Raw genomic sequence first — 13,707 nt, 5'->3', positions numbered from 1 at the left:
CTTTTTTGTACATTTATCGGTTATCAGCTCGAATAGAGATTATCTGCTGCAGCAAATCTTTAAGACTGGACAAAAAATAAACCGAAGCCAAATATTTTCAGCTTCGGTCATCTAATAACAATACAACGATTAGCTAAGCTCGGCTACAATAGCCTTAAGCTGATCTTTCGTGTGAACACCGGCTACTTGTTTCACAACTTCGCCATTTTTCTTGAAGAGCAGGGTTGGGATGCTCATAATGCCAAATTGCTGCGCTGTATTAGGGTTTTCATCCACATCAATTTTGACAATTTTGAGTTCATCTTCACTCAGTTCTTCTGAAAGCTGTTCAAGGATTGGTGCCTGCATGAGGCAGGGACCGCACCAAGTTGCCCAGAAATCAACAAGAACAAGACCGTCTTTTGTTTCTGCTTCAAAGGTTGTATCTGTGACTGTTTTTGTCATAGTCGTTTTCCTCCATTGTTTTTATAAGCCTATTCTACACTAAAAGCTGTTGTTTGCCTAATATTTGCTACGCTATTTGAACGTCACGATTGTTGCTCCTGAACCGCCTGCATTTTGAGGGGCATAGCCAAATTCTTTAACATTTTTATTGCGCCGAAGATACTTAGTGACGCCCTCTCGGATAACACCGGTTCCAATTCCGTGAATAATATCGACCTGAGCCATATTATTGAGCAGGGCCTGATCAATGAATTCATCAAGCTCCTGCATAGCCTCTTCATAGCGTTTGCCGCGTAAATCAAGCCGGGCACGGGGCGCTTTTTGAGAGCTTCTCTTGACCACCTGAACTTGTTTTTTCGGCGAATTTTTTGCGCTGTCTCTTTTTACCAAATCAAATTCACTTTCCTGCAGGGTCATTTTGATTAGGCCAACCTGAGCCTCCCAGCGGCCGTCCTTAAGCTGCTTGACCAAGGTTCCTCTCTGCCCGTAGCTGCTGACGATAATATCATCTCCCACTCGGGCTGCTCGCTTTTTCTTAGCTTTTTTGAGAACCTTATTTTTGGAAAGATCAGCTTCAGGTGCTAAGGCCTTAAGCTGCCTTTTGGCTTCGATGACTTCATGCGGTTTGAGCTGCGACTTTGCATGAAGATTCTTGAGAATGCTGTCGCTTTCTGTCAAGGCCTTATCGACAATTTCCTGAGCCTGGGCTCTTGCCTTATCCAACTCCTTATCTCTGGCGTGTGAGAATTCATTGTACAGTTTTTTAACCGCACGGTTGAATTTTAAATTTTCCTGTTCAACTTCACGGATATTATCCAAGCGTCTGCGACTTTCAATTGTCTGATTTTCCAAACGCTCAATAATCCGATTGACATCAGAATCCGTATCGGTCAGATTTTCAGCCTCTGAAACAATGATTTCTGAAAGACCCAGACGGCGGGCTATTTCAAAGGCATTGGAACGTCCCGGAACGCCCTGCATGAAATGATAGGTAGGACTTAGCGTTACCATGTCAAATTCCATGCTGGCATTTTCCACATAATCAGACTCAATACCATAAGCCTTAAGTTCCGGATAGTGTGTGGTGACCATGGTCTTGATATTGGACAGGCGCAAATGCTCCAATATACTCATGGCCAGAGCTGCTCCTTCCTGCGGATCTGTGCCGGCACCAAGCTCATCAAAAAGAACCAAACTGTCCTTATCAGCTGCCTGCAGGATATCAACAATATGTGTCATGTGACTTGAAAAAGTTGACAGACTTTGTTCGATGGACTGCTCATCACCAATATCGGCAAATATTTCCTTGAAAATGGCAGTTTTGCTCCCCTGGTCAGCCAGAATGGGAAGGCCTGACTGGGCCATCAGCTGAGTTATTCCCAGTGTCTTCAGCATAATCGTCTTACCGCCTGTATTGGGACCGGTAATTAAGATGGCAGTTGTATCCGTGCCAAAATGCAGATCATTCGCGACCGGATGAGTCAAGAGAGGATGCCGGACGCCCAGCAGCTGAATGGTTTTATCTGCTGTCAAGCTGGGAATGGACGCTTGATACTCTCTCATATAAAGATACTTGGCACGGGCAACATCGAGATGCCCCAGCAGCCAAGCATTGTTTCTGATAGAGGCGGTCTCAGGGCGCAGCCTGTCAGACAAGGCCTGCAAAATACGCATCACTTCATGGCGCTCATCAGCACGCGCCTGTGTCATGTCCTCATTGAGGTTGACAACAGCTCTGGGTTCAATATAGACAGTACTTCCAGAGGCGGAAATATCGTGAACGACACCTGCAATCCGGTGGCGATAGGTATTTTTGACAGGCAAAACACTGCGGCCGCTGCGGCTGGCAATCAGATTTTCAGCCAGCAAGTCTCCCTGCTTTTTTAGCATTTCCTGAAGAATCTGGCGAATCTGCTGTTCATTTTGCTGAATCTTGTGACGGATCTGACTTAATTCCGGGCTGGCAAAATCTTCAATAAAGCCGCTGTCATTAATCGCCTGCAGGCTTCCCTGCAAATCGGGAAAGCTCTCAATCTTTTCAAACAGACCGTCCAAAGCTCTTAATGAAACGTTCTCCAAATTATCGTAAAAGTCATTCATTTCGGCTGACAGCTGCAGAATCCGCTTGAGTGCAAGCAGTTCCTGAATATTGAGATCAGCTCCTAATTCCAGACGGCGCAGGCTCTCAGAAATATCCTGACTGTGGCCCAAGCCAAAGGAGCCGTACTCTTGATAAATCTGCTCAATATCTGCCACTTCTTCAAAAGAACGCTCGATTTTAGTCTTATCAGCCATGGGCAGCAGACTGTCCAGCTCTTTTTGCCCCTGCTCGGTCTGCAAAAAACCGGCAAATTGTTTTTTAACCTTATCAAATTCTAAGGCCGTTAAAATCTTTGTATTCATGGCTTTATTATACCATAATGCAGCAAAATGCCGAATACTAAAAACCGCAGCAAAAAAGTGAGGCCGAACCTCACTTCAATACTGCTGCTATCCAAAAATGATTGACAATCCATGAAAATAAAGGAAAATTAATCAGCAGACGAATCACTGCGCTTCCTGCCAGAAAATTCTGGACTGCGGTAACGGGAACAGCTGCCAAAATACTAAAAAAAAGATTAAATGACAGCATGCTCACCAAAACAGCCAGGCCCCCGCTGATATAAGCAAAGACGGGCTTGTCAAAGCGATCCAGTCTTACAAAGTGTACAAAAATGCCAAGCAGACGAAAAATCAGATAGGCCAAGACATAAAGGCTGAAAAAAGACAGCCCTGCATAAAATACCTTATCCAATTCAAACAAGCCTACTGAGCTGAAAAAAGTGACAGACGCACCTTCGCTGGCATTGGAATAAGGCACCCACAGCGTTAGAAGTTCAGCCAGCTGCTTATAGTAAACTGCAGCAATTCCTAAAGAAATTAAACTGGCTGCAAAGTAATAAGCCTGTAAAATGATGCCGCGGTGATAGCCAATATAAAAATTCCAAGCTAAAAGCAAGAGAATTAAAAACGAAATCATTTTTTAGCTCCGCTTCGCTGCTGGGCCCGGCCTTTCAGAATAGACAATTCCTTCGTTCTGAATTTTTCCAGCTCCTCTTCTTTTTTATCAAAATCGATTTCTCGGCTGAGCTGGGTTGATAAGGCATTGATAGCCATCAAAATGGCAATCGTTTCATCATCGGCCTGAGGCAATTTTTCTTTAATGGCGTCATATTTTTCTTTAGCAACCCGTTCAATCTCTTCCATAAAGAGATTGTCTTTGTCAGTTGTCAGTGTTAATGTTTTTTCACCAAATGTGAATTTGTAACGATTTTTACTTGTCATAAGTCCACCTCGAATTTTATTATAGCGTAAAATCCTTTTTTCGTAAATTAGAGAATTTTTAATTTCTGCCAAAAAAGCTCTCTCAAGCAAGAAACAAAGGAGAAATTCTTCTTTTTAATTTTTGTAAAAAAATTTGATTCGTCCTTTTATTATCTATATTACATTAGAATATTCCAAAGATTGGCTTTTTTATGCTAAAATATATCTTATGAATACTTTTGTTCTGCAGCTCGACGAAAAAGCTGTTCAAGACCTGATGGCAAGGCTTAGCAGCTACAGCATTCAAAACAACAATGCTTATGTCCGCTTTGCTGCCAAGTTTCAAGAAACGACCATCCTGATTTACACATCAGGCAAGGTTGTCTTTCAAGGAAAAAATATTTCAGAAACCGCTCAGCATTTAGGTTTTCAGACGGAGCCTTCCGATCAAGATGAGGAAAGCAGCGAAAACCTTTCTCTCATTGGTTCTGATGAAGTGGGAAACGGGTCTTATTTTGGCGGTCTGGCAGTGGTTGCCAGCTTTGTCCGGCCTTCTGATTATCCCTTTTTAAAAAGGTTGGGCGTAGATGATTCCAAGAATCTGACCGATAGCAAAATTCGGCAGATTGCTCCTTTGTTAGAGGCAAAAATACCGCATAAAGCCCTGCTTCTGACGCCTCAAAAATATAATCAGGTTGTCGGTCCCAAGCACAGGCATAATGCTGTTTCTGTCAAGGTAGCCATGCACAATCAGGCCATCTTCCTGCTTTTGCAGGAGGGAGCAGCACCCGATAAAATTGTTATCGATGCCTTCACCAGTCCCAATAATTATCAAAAATATGTGAAGGATGAGACCAACCGCTTCACTAATCCTATCAGTCTGGAAGAAAAGGCAGAAGGAAAGTATCTGGCAGTAGCTGTCAGCTCCATTATTGCCCGAAAGCTCTTTTTAGACAATCTTGCTGCCTTAAGTCAGGAAATTGGTTTTAAACTGCCCAGCGGTGCAGGCTCCCAATCTGATAAGACAGCCAGTCAGATTTTAAAAGCATATGGAGAAGACGGGCTCAGGCGTACAGCCAAGCTCCATTTCAAAAATACAGAAAAAGCCTATCAATTACTAAAATAATAAGGATGGTATCATGAAAAGTTTTTTAAAAGAATGGGGACTCCTTTTGTCCTTCTTGATCGTTTTCGGACTCTTGCGTCTCTTTGTCTGGTTCCCTGTTCAGGTAGACGGCCACTCTATGGATCCTACCTTAGCTGACGGAGAACATCTTATCGTTGTGAAAACAGCATCTATTGAACACTTTGATATTGTCGTAGCTACCGAAGGTGACAAGCATATTGTTAAACGGGTTATCGGTATGCCCGGTGACACTATTACTTATAAAAATGACATGCTTTCTATTAACGGCAAAAAAGCAGATGAAACCTATCTGAAGCAATATAAGAAAAAATTTGCTGAAGACCGCTTGCACAATACTTATTCTTACAATCCCTATTTCCAGGAACTGGCTTCAAAATCTACCGCATTTACAACGGACAGCCAAGGAAATGCCAGCTTTACCATTAAAGTACCAAAAGACCGCTACCTCCTCTTGGGGGATGACCGGATTGTCTCCAAGGACAGCCGCCAAGTCGGGACCTTTTCCAAGGATGAGCTGGTGGGTGAAGTGAAATTCCGCTTTTGGCCTTTAAATGCTGTCCGTTTTATTTCAAATAAATAAGAAGACGTTCAGTTAAACGGGAGCGGGAAATAAACTTAGACATTTCCGCTCTCGATTTTTTATAAGGAACTATTATGACCTATTATTTTTCAGGCACGATTGAACGTGTTATTTTTGAAAATGCCAATAATTTCTTTAAAATTATTCTTTTAGAAATTGATGATACCGACAGTGATTTTGACGACTTTGAAATTATCGTCACAGGAACTATTGCCGATGTGATTGAAGGAGAAAACTACACCTTTTGGGGAGAACTGACCCAGCATCCCAAATACGGTGAGCAGCTGAAGGCTGAGCGCTATGAGCGTGCCAAACCTTCTTCTGCCGGCTTGATTAAATATTTTTCCAGTGACCATTTCAAGGGCATCGGGAAAAAAACTGCTGAAAAAATTATCCAGCTTTACGGTGATGAACCCATTGATAAAATTTTAAAAGATCCCAGCAAACTAAGCACTATCCCCGGTCTGTCCAAAGTCAACAGAGAAAAATTCATCAGCAAACTGCGATTGAACTACGGAACCGAACAAATTTTAGCTAAGCTGGCTGAGTACGGCATCAACACTAAACTCGCCGTCCAAATCTTCGACCATTATCGTGAAGACAGTCTGGATATTATCAAGGAAAATCCCTATCAGCTGGTTGAGGACATTCAGGGAATCGGCTTTAAACTGGCGGACCAATTAGCCGAGCAGCTGGGAATACAAAGCGACGCTCCCCAGCGTTTTCGTGCGGCCTTAGTGCACACTCTTCTGGAAACTTCCATCAATAAGGGCGATACCTACATTGAAGCTAAAGAATTGCTGGAAAAGGCCATTTTTATTCTTGAAGAAGCAAGGCAGGTCGAACTCGATCCCAGCCAGGTAGCGCAAGAGCTGAGCCAGCTGATTATTGAAGACAAAGTGCAAAATATTGACACTAAAATCTTTGATAATACCCTTTTCTACGCGGAGAGCGGTATTCAAAAGCACCTCACCCGTATTCTTGATCAGCCACTGGAAAAGCCTGCTGAAACTAAGGATATTGAAGCTGAGATTAAGCATGTTCAGCAAGAATTTGCTATTCACTATGACACCACTCAGAAAGAAGCCATCCGAAAAGCCCTTCAAAACAAGGTCTTTCTTTTAACCGGCGGACCGGGAACAGGAAAAACAACGGTTATCAATGGTATTATTAAAGCCTATGCCGGCCTTCATAACCTTGATCTCAGCAGCAGCGATATTCCTATTATTCTAGCTGCACCGACTGGCCGGGCAGCCAGACGCATGAATGAATTGACCGGCCTTCCCAGTGCGACTATCCACCGCCATCTGGGCTTAAACAGCGACAGTGACTACCAAGCGCTTGAAGATTTCTTGGACTGTGATTTAATTATTATTGATGAATTTTCAATGGTAGATACGTGGCTGGCCAATCAGCTGTTCAGCGCTATCGCATCAGATACACAGGTCATCATTGTCGGTGACAGCGATCAGCTCCCTTCTGTCGGACCGGGACAGGTTCTGGCTGACTTACTGAAAATCAATGCCCTGCCGCAGGTCTCACTGACGAAAATCTTCAGACAGTCTGAGGATTCAACTATTGTCAGCTTAGCCGGACAGATTCGCCAAGGCATTCTGCCAGCTGATTTTACAGAAAAAAAAGCTGACCGCTCTTACTTTGAAGCACAGAGCAGCCATATCCCGCCAATGATCACTAAGATTGTCAAAGCTGCTCTAAAAAGCGGCATTGCAGCTCAGGATGTTCAAATCCTAGCGCCCATGTATCGCGGACAGGCTGGCATTAACAACCTTAATATACTGATGCAAGAGCTCCTCAATCCCTTGGCCGGACAGCTGGAATTTCAGTTCAATGAACTGCATTTTCGCAAAGGCGATAAGGTACTTCACTTGGTGAACGATGCTGAAATCAATGTGTTTAACGGTGATATCGGCTATATCACCGACCTGCTGCCTGCAAAATATACCGAATCCAAGCAAGACGAAATCATCATTGATTTTGAAGGAACAGAAATTTCCTATCCGCGCAATGAATGGTCCAAGATAACGCTGGCCTATGCCATGAGTATCCATAAATCTCAAGGCAGTGAGTTTAAAGTAGTTATCCTTCCTATCACCCGTCAGGGAGGGCGGCTTTTGCAGCGCAATCTCGTTTATACGGCCATCACACGCTCCAAAAGCAAGCTGATAATGCTCGGTGAAATCGCAGCCTTTGATTACGCCGTTAAAAATCAGGGAACTATGCGCCGAACCTATCTTGTTGAACGGTTTGAAGGTCCAAAGACCAATCAGGTTCCGGCTGCTCCATCAAATACAGAGCAAACCGAAGAAAATCCGCTGTCATCTGAAAAAGACTCCTATATCCTGACTGAAGATAATCTATTGACTATCGATCCTATGATCGGCCTGTCCCAAGCTGACTTTGACATCTTCTTTAAAAATTAGCTGACCTATATTCCAGATTAACTTCTTGGATCAAAGAGTGCTGAAAGGGCGATTGTTCACACAGGCTTTAAGACAGTGAATTGTCTGTTTGCCCTGTTTTCAACAGCTGTAGTTTATGTTAAAATAAGTTTGTGTTGTAAAACACAGGCTTTTTTAATTTTAGGAGGTTTATATGGTATCATACGAAAAAGTAAGGCAGGCACTTAAAACCAGCACAATCGCCGTTGCTGTTCTTAGTATCTTAAATATTATTGGAGCAATTTTGGGGCTGATCAATGTTTTTTCAGTACTTCGAGCTTTTAAAAACGGGACAATTGATAAATATAACTTATCAGCAGAGCAATTAGAATCTCTCAAACAAACGATCTCCTCAACGGGTATCATGATTGTGATTGTTTCACTCATCGTTCATATCACCATCACTGTTTTTTGCTTTATCAATTTATCAAAATTAAAGCAAGAACAGTCTGTCAGCTCCATTCCTTATTATTTAGGGATTGCAGTGTCAACTTTGAACATAATTTTGAACATTATTTATTTCTCTATGTTCAATAAATTTTCAGTCTATGCGTTCTTGATCCAAGCTGCCTATATTGTTCTGTATTTCTACGCCATTCAAAAAGCAAGAACACTGGCAGGAAAAGAAGAAGAGGAATAGTTTTCCAATTCACAGCTGAGAGCGGTACAGAAATCAGTTATTCAAAGCAGATTGGCGAATTCTGCTTTCCTACAGCTGATTAGGGAACTGTTGCAGTTATCACTTGTGCAGTAAGGCTTTAGACTATAAAAAACGGGAAGGTGAGATACTTTTGTCTCACCTTCCTGTCTTTTTTTACTATTTATAGTGCTAAAAACTATCATTAGTTGTCATTATTTCTGCCAAAACCTTTCAAAAATAAAATTAGCATTGTCTTTTTCTGAAATTTTTTTCACCTGTAAAATGCCTAGTTTTGCTGCTTTTTGCCACTTTTTGATTTTTTTCTTAAAAAGCTATTGCTTTTTTCATGAAAACGTTTTACAATAATAATGTTCTTAAATTTCTTTAACAAAGGAGAATTTTGTGCTTTTATTCAAGGAGGACATTATTCTTTTTAATTGAGAAAAAATATTTAAAAGGAGGAAGAACAAGAATGGCTATCGGAATCATTATCGCCAGTCATGGTGAATTTGCCGCTGGTATTCATCAATCCGGTTCTATGATCTTTGGCGATCAAGAGAAAGTTCAAGTTGTTACTTTCATGCCAAGTGAAGGACCTGATGACCTTTATGCCAAATTCAACGATGCAGTTGCTGCATTCGATGCGGATGATGAGATTTTAGTTCTGGCTGACTTGTGGAGCGGATCTCCATTTAATCAGGCCAGCCGTGTCATGGAAGAAAATCCTGACCGTAAATTTGCGATCATCACCGGACTTAATTTGCCCATGCTGATTCAGGCCTATACAGAACGCATGATGGATGCTTCTGCAGGGGTTGAAAAAGTTGCCGCAAATATTATTAAAGAGGCTAAGGACGGTGTCAAAGCCCTTCCTGAAGAACTGCAGCCCAAAGACGCAGCTCCCGCTGCCGCTGCTGCAAGTGCTGCGCCTCAAGGTGCCATCCCAGAAGGAACAGTTATTGGTGATGGTAAACTTAAAATCAACCTTGCCCGTGTTGATACCCGGCTTTTGCATGGACAGGTCGCTACCAACTGGACACCGGCTTCTAAAGCTGACCGTATCATCGTAGCATCTGACACTGTAGCCAAAGACGAGCTGCGCAAAGGGTTAATCAAGCAAGCCGCACCGGGCGGTGTTAAAGCTAATGTTGTTCCAATCAAAAAACTGATTGAAGCAGCCAAAGATCCACGTTTTGGCAATACGCATGCGTTGATTCTCTTTGAAACACCTCAAGAAGCTCTTGAAGCGATTGAAGGCGGTGTGCCGATCAAAGAATTAAACATCGGTTCCATGGCGCACTCAACCGGAAAAACAATGGTCAACAATGTTATTTCCATGGATAAAGATGATGTCGCAACCTTCGAAAAACTCCGCGATTTAGGCGTGAAGTTTGACGTTCGCAAGGTACCAAACGACTCTCAAAAAGACTTGTTTGAACTCATTGAAAAAGCTCACGTCCAGTAAAGATAATGTGACTGTTTCCTGAAACAGCCCCGTTATCTTCTCGTCGTCCTTATCAATTCATTTATAACTTAATCAAAAAGGAAGGATGTAGAAACATGTCAGATATTTCTATTATTTCTATGATTTTAGTCGTTATCGTCGCCTTCTTCGCAGGGCTGGACGGTATTCTCGACCAATTTCAATTCCACCAACCGCTGGTCTCATGTACTTTGATCGGTCTTGCAACTGGTCATCCAGCTGCAGGTATCATTCTCGGTGGTCAACTTCAAATGCTTGCCCTTGGTTGGGCTAATATCGGTGCAGCTGTTGCCCCTGATATTGCGCTTGCTTCAACTGCTGCTGCAGTAATCATGGTTAAGGGTAATGACTTCAGTCCAAAAGGAATTGTCATTGCCTATGGTATTGCTGTTCCATTGGCTGTTGCTGGACTTGCCCTTACCATGATTGTTCGGACCCTTTCCGTTGCTATCGTTCATGGTGCTGATGCTGCTGCCAAAAATGGTAACATCGCCGGGGTTGAACGTGCCCACTTCACTGCTCTTCTCCTGCAAGGTCTCCGTATTGCTGTCCCAGTAGCTCTTCTGCTGGCTCTCCCTACATCAACTGTACAGTCGCTGCTCAATATGATTCCCGACTGGCTGGCAGATGGTATGACTATCGGCGGTGGTATGGTTGTTGCCGTTGGTTACGCTATGGTAATCAACATGATGGCAACCCGTGAAGTTTGGCCGTTCTTTGTCCTTGGTTTTGTCTTCGCAGCCCTTACTGATTTAACCTTAATCGCTCTTGGTGCAATCGGTGTTGCCATGGCTCTTATTTACCTCAACCTTTCAAAACAAGGCGGTAGCGGCGGTTCCGCCGGCGGTTCTGGAGATCCAATCGGCGACATCTTAGAAGACTACTAGAAAGGAGCGATTAACATGGCAGAAAAAATTCAATTAACACAATCTGATCGTCGTAAGGTTTGGTGGCGCTCCACTTTCCTGCAAGGTTCTTGGAACTATGAACGGATGCAAAACTTGGGTTGGGCTTACGCACTTATTCCCGCCATCAAAAAACTTTATACAGCACAAGAAGAGCGTTCTGCTGCTTTGGAACGCCATCTGGAATTCTTTAATACCCACCCTTACGTAGCTGCTCCTATTATGGGGGTTACCCTCGCTCTGGAAGAAGAACGTGCTAACGGTGCTCAAATTGATGATGCAGCTATTCAAGGGGTTAAAATCGGTATGATGGGACCTTTAGCCGGTATCGGTGATCCGGTTTTCTGGTTTACCATTCGTCCTATCCTCGGTGCCCTTGGTGCCTCTATTGCAGCTTCAGGTAACATTCTTGGTCCGATTATCTTCTTCCTTGGCTGGAATATTATCCGTATGGCCTTCTTGTGGTACACACAAGAACTTGGTTATAAAGCAGGTTCTGAAATTACAAAAGACCTCTCCGGCGGTATCCTCAAAGATATCACCAAAGGAGCTTCTATCCTAGGTATGTTTATTCTAGCAGCCTTAGTAGAACGCTGGGTATCCATCAAGTTTACGGTCGGCCTTCCTCCTACACAATTATCTGAAGGAGCCTACATTAAATTCCCTAACGGTTCAGTTTCTGGTGGTCAACTGCAAAAGATCCTCGGTCAGGTGGCAGACGGCCTCAGCTTAACACAGGACAAGGCAAATACTCTGCAAGATCAGCTGGACGCCTTGATCCCAGGTCTTATGGGCTTGCTCCTTACCTTCTTATGTATGTGGCTGCTTAAGAAAAAAGTTTCTCCAATCACAATTATCATCGGACTCTTTATCGTTGGTATTGTAGCCCATGTCATTGGATTGATGTAATAAGCACATACTATAACAAGATACTCTAAAGTTCATTAGGCTTTAGAGTATTTTTAGTTTCAGCTGAAATGTCAAAATAATAATCAGCATTCTATTCACAAAACACTGCGCAAGCTTTCTTTTTTTGATATAATAAAACATATTATTCAGGAGTAAGTTATGGTACAATCAATCAATACAAAAGTGGAATACACTGGTAAGGGCGTTTCTTATCTGGGTATCGGCGGCAAGGTCGGAAAATTTCTTCTGGGCGACCGCGGGTTTGAATTTTACAATGATGCAAACGTTGAACATTTCATTCAGATTCCTTGGGGCAGCATCATTGAAATGGGCGCTAACGTCAGCCGGAAAAAGGTCAGCCGCCATTTTGAAATCGTTACTGATCAGGGAAAATTTCTCTTTGCATCATCGGATTCAGGCAAAATTTTAAAAATAGCCCGTGAACATATTGGTAACGACAAGGTTTTGAGGTACCCCAGCCTCATTCAAAAAATTGCTTCGCGTTTTAGCAGAAAACATAAAGCAGCTAAGCCTTAAACAGCAAAGCTATTCATTTGATAAATAAACCCATTAAAAAATGCTGAGACACAATAATGTCTGCAGCATTTTTTTAGTTTTCATAGTCTCCAAAAGGCAGCCAGCTGTCTACTTTCATAATCACTTGCTTCAGATTCAGCCAATCAAACAGCTTTATTCTCAGCATTTCAACTACGGTAGAGACTACATAGATAAGAAAAGCCGTTCCCAAAATCAGAAAAGGAAAGAGCCAGATAGGTGCTGTAACAAATGATTCAAACTCATCCTCTAAGAAAAAGCGAACCATTAAAGGGTTAAGGTGAAACAGGTAAACTCCCAGTGTTGTCGGAGCCAGCACCCTAATTAATTTGAAAAAGCGGCTGTCTTTCTTGATATCTAAGGTTGCAAAGAAGATAAAAATAGCTAAGGCTTCACAAAGAAGAGTCGGTGAAGTGTACCAATACCAAATATCGCCGATGAGCAGTTTAGCAGTCAACGTTGCAGCCATAGCTGTCAGAGCAATCAAAAGGATCAGTCTGCGGCTGAATAATTTTTTCAAATCAAGCCGCTGCAAGTAAGCTCCAATGATATACAGAACAATCAGCCAATTCATACTAAAACCCTTGGCAAAAGAAAATTCATCCACCTTGGTATTAAACAAAACCGGAAGCACAGAAAAAAAGACAATGGCCAGAATGACAATATGCTTTAAATCTTTTGTTCGCAGCCTGTTTAAAGCTATATTTAAAATAGGCATGAAAATCAAAAGTCCGAAATAAGCGGTCACATACCAGTACTGTCCTGTGATAATAGGAAAGAAGGCCTCAATCCAGTCGCGGTAGGTTACCGGTTTTTGCAAAACCGTAAAGATGCCGGTAAAGGCAATTGTATAAAAGAACACCTGCAGCCATAAAGAAAGGCATTTCGAATAGCGATAGCGTGAATGAGCACCCACATAGCCGCTAATCAAGGCATAACAGTTGACAGCACTGTAAGCCAGCACCTGAATGCTCCAGGTCACAAAATAATAAGGATCAAAATCCTCCTCTACAGTTGAGCGAATGCCGCCCTTTCCCAAAACATGGGTGACAACAATCATAAACATGGCAAAAATACGAAGAAAATCGATTCCAGAATTATAGTGTGAAGGTCTTTTTTCTCTAATCTTTTCTTTCATCGTTTTACTATTTTAACACAGGAAGCAGGCAATCGGAAAAATGTTTCAAATTTGAGATATTTTGTTAAGGCAATTTCACAAAATTAATGATTCTGAACAAGAGAATTCCCATCTCCCATATTTACATTCTATGTTAAATCCTGT

The 13,707-nt window shown here is 42.5% G+C and carries 12 protein-coding genes and 1 pseudogene; 8 read left to right on the top strand and 5 right to left on the bottom strand.

Annotated features, from left to right (window positions below; genetic code table 11):
• Positions 1 to 129: 129 nt before the first annotated feature.
• The 4 genes from trxA to BMI76_RS06435 all read right to left on the bottom strand — a co-directional run bounded on the left by trxA (position 130) and on the right by BMI76_RS06435 (position 3,768).
• Positions 130 to 444: a thioredoxin gene (trxA, locus tag BMI76_RS06450; protein WP_075346773.1), complete on the bottom strand. Its 315-nt coding sequence runs from the start codon at positions 442 to 444 to the stop codon at positions 130 to 132.
• A 72-nt stretch (positions 445 to 516) separates the two neighbouring features.
• Positions 517 to 2,847: an endonuclease MutS2 gene (locus BMI76_RS06445; protein ID WP_075346772.1), complete on the bottom strand. Its 2,331-nt coding sequence runs from the start codon at positions 2,845 to 2,847 to the stop codon at positions 517 to 519.
• Between the two features lie 70 nt (positions 2,848 to 2,917).
• Positions 2,918 to 3,463, bottom strand: a complete 546-nt coding sequence (locus BMI76_RS06440) for a CvpA family protein (RefSeq protein WP_075346771.1) — start codon at positions 3,461 to 3,463, stop codon at positions 2,918 to 2,920.
• Entirely contained in the window at positions 3,460 to 3,768 is a 309-nt protein-coding gene (locus BMI76_RS06435) for a hypothetical protein (RefSeq protein WP_075346770.1), read from the bottom strand. The genes BMI76_RS06440 and BMI76_RS06435 overlap by 4 nt, the downstream gene beginning before the upstream one ends.
• 208 nt (positions 3,769 to 3,976) lie before the next feature.
• On the opposite strand from BMI76_RS06435, the gene rnhC reads away from it, so the two are divergent.
• From rnhC to BMI76_RS06395, 8 genes and pseudogenes are all read left to right on the top strand, one after another.
• Positions 3,977 to 4,873: a ribonuclease HIII gene (gene rnhC, locus BMI76_RS06430; protein ID WP_075346825.1), complete on the top strand. Its 897-nt coding sequence runs from the start codon at positions 3,977 to 3,979 to the stop codon at positions 4,871 to 4,873.
• Between the two features lie 13 nt (positions 4,874 to 4,886).
• Entirely contained in the window at positions 4,887 to 5,474 is a 588-nt protein-coding gene (gene lepB / locus BMI76_RS06425; protein ID WP_075346769.1) for a signal peptidase I, read from the top strand.
• 74 nt (positions 5,475 to 5,548) lie between these two features.
• Positions 5,549 to 7,745: pseudogene (locus BMI76_RS06420) on the top strand (ATP-dependent RecD-like DNA helicase); the annotation flags it as partial.
• Between the two features lie 342 nt (positions 7,746 to 8,087).
• Positions 8,088 to 8,573, top strand: a complete 486-nt coding sequence (locus tag BMI76_RS06415; protein WP_027975337.1) for a hypothetical protein — start codon at positions 8,088 to 8,090, stop codon at positions 8,571 to 8,573.
• A gap of 472 nt (positions 8,574 to 9,045) precedes the next feature.
• Positions 9,046 to 10,038, top strand: coding sequence for a PTS sugar transporter subunit IIB (locus BMI76_RS06410; protein ID WP_075346767.1), 993 nt, complete (start codon positions 9,046 to 9,048; stop codon positions 10,036 to 10,038).
• A gap of 95 nt (positions 10,039 to 10,133) precedes the next feature.
• Complete coding sequence (locus BMI76_RS06405) at positions 10,134 to 10,943, top strand: PTS mannose/fructose/sorbose transporter subunit IIC (RefSeq protein ID WP_075346766.1); 810 nt, start codon at positions 10,134 to 10,136, stop codon at positions 10,941 to 10,943.
• Positions 10,944 to 10,958: 15 nt separating this feature from the next.
• Positions 10,959 to 11,870 (top strand): PTS system mannose/fructose/sorbose family transporter subunit IID, encoded by a 912-nt coding sequence (locus BMI76_RS06400; protein ID WP_075346765.1) that lies wholly within the window; start codon positions 10,959 to 10,961, stop codon positions 11,868 to 11,870.
• Between the two features lie 159 nt (positions 11,871 to 12,029).
• Entirely contained in the window at positions 12,030 to 12,407 is a 378-nt protein-coding gene (locus BMI76_RS06395) for a DUF956 family protein (RefSeq protein ID WP_075346764.1), read from the top strand.
• A 73-nt stretch (positions 12,408 to 12,480) separates the two neighbouring features.
• Here the strand turns inward: BMI76_RS06395 and BMI76_RS06390 are convergent, their stop codons facing one another.
• Positions 12,481 to 13,563, bottom strand: a complete 1,083-nt coding sequence (locus tag BMI76_RS06390) for an acyltransferase (RefSeq protein WP_075346763.1) — start codon at positions 13,561 to 13,563, stop codon at positions 12,481 to 12,483.
• Positions 13,564 to 13,707 lie beyond the last annotated feature (144 nt).

The organism is Streptococcus sp. 'caviae', assembly GCF_001937065.1.
Taxonomy (GTDB): domain Bacteria; phylum Bacillota; class Bacilli; order Lactobacillales; family Streptococcaceae; genus Streptococcus.
This window is presented reverse-complemented; position numbering and strand designations above follow the sequence as displayed.

Bases quoted from the DNA above. Each gene is read 5' to 3' on its own strand.
- trxA (WP_075346773.1), bottom strand. From the start codon at position 444: ATGACAAAAACAGTCACAGATACAACCTTTGAAGCAGAAACAAAAGAC.
- BMI76_RS06445 (WP_075346772.1), bottom strand. From the start codon at position 2,847: ATGAATACAAAGATTTTAACGGCCTTAGAATTTGATAAGGTTAAAAAA.
- BMI76_RS06440 (WP_075346771.1), bottom strand. From the start codon at position 3,463: ATGATTTCGTTTTTAATTCTCTTGCTTTTAGCTTGGAATTTTTATATT.
- BMI76_RS06435 (WP_075346770.1), bottom strand. From the start codon at position 3,768: ATGACAAGTAAAAATCGTTACAAATTCACATTTGGTGAAAAAACATTA.
- rnhC (WP_075346825.1), top strand. From the start codon at position 3,977: ATGAATACTTTTGTTCTGCAGCTCGACGAAAAAGCTGTTCAAGACCTG.
- lepB (WP_075346769.1), top strand. From the start codon at position 4,887: ATGAAAAGTTTTTTAAAAGAATGGGGACTCCTTTTGTCCTTCTTGATC.
- BMI76_RS06415 (WP_027975337.1), top strand. From the start codon at position 8,088: ATGGTATCATACGAAAAAGTAAGGCAGGCACTTAAAACCAGCACAATC.
- BMI76_RS06410 (WP_075346767.1), top strand. From the start codon at position 9,046: ATGGCTATCGGAATCATTATCGCCAGTCATGGTGAATTTGCCGCTGGT.
- BMI76_RS06405 (WP_075346766.1), top strand. From the start codon at position 10,134: ATGTCAGATATTTCTATTATTTCTATGATTTTAGTCGTTATCGTCGCC.
- BMI76_RS06400 (WP_075346765.1), top strand. From the start codon at position 10,959: ATGGCAGAAAAAATTCAATTAACACAATCTGATCGTCGTAAGGTTTGG.
- BMI76_RS06395 (WP_075346764.1), top strand. From the start codon at position 12,030: ATGGTACAATCAATCAATACAAAAGTGGAATACACTGGTAAGGGCGTT.
- BMI76_RS06390 (WP_075346763.1), bottom strand. From the start codon at position 13,563: ATGAAAGAAAAGATTAGAGAAAAAAGACCTTCACACTATAATTCTGGA.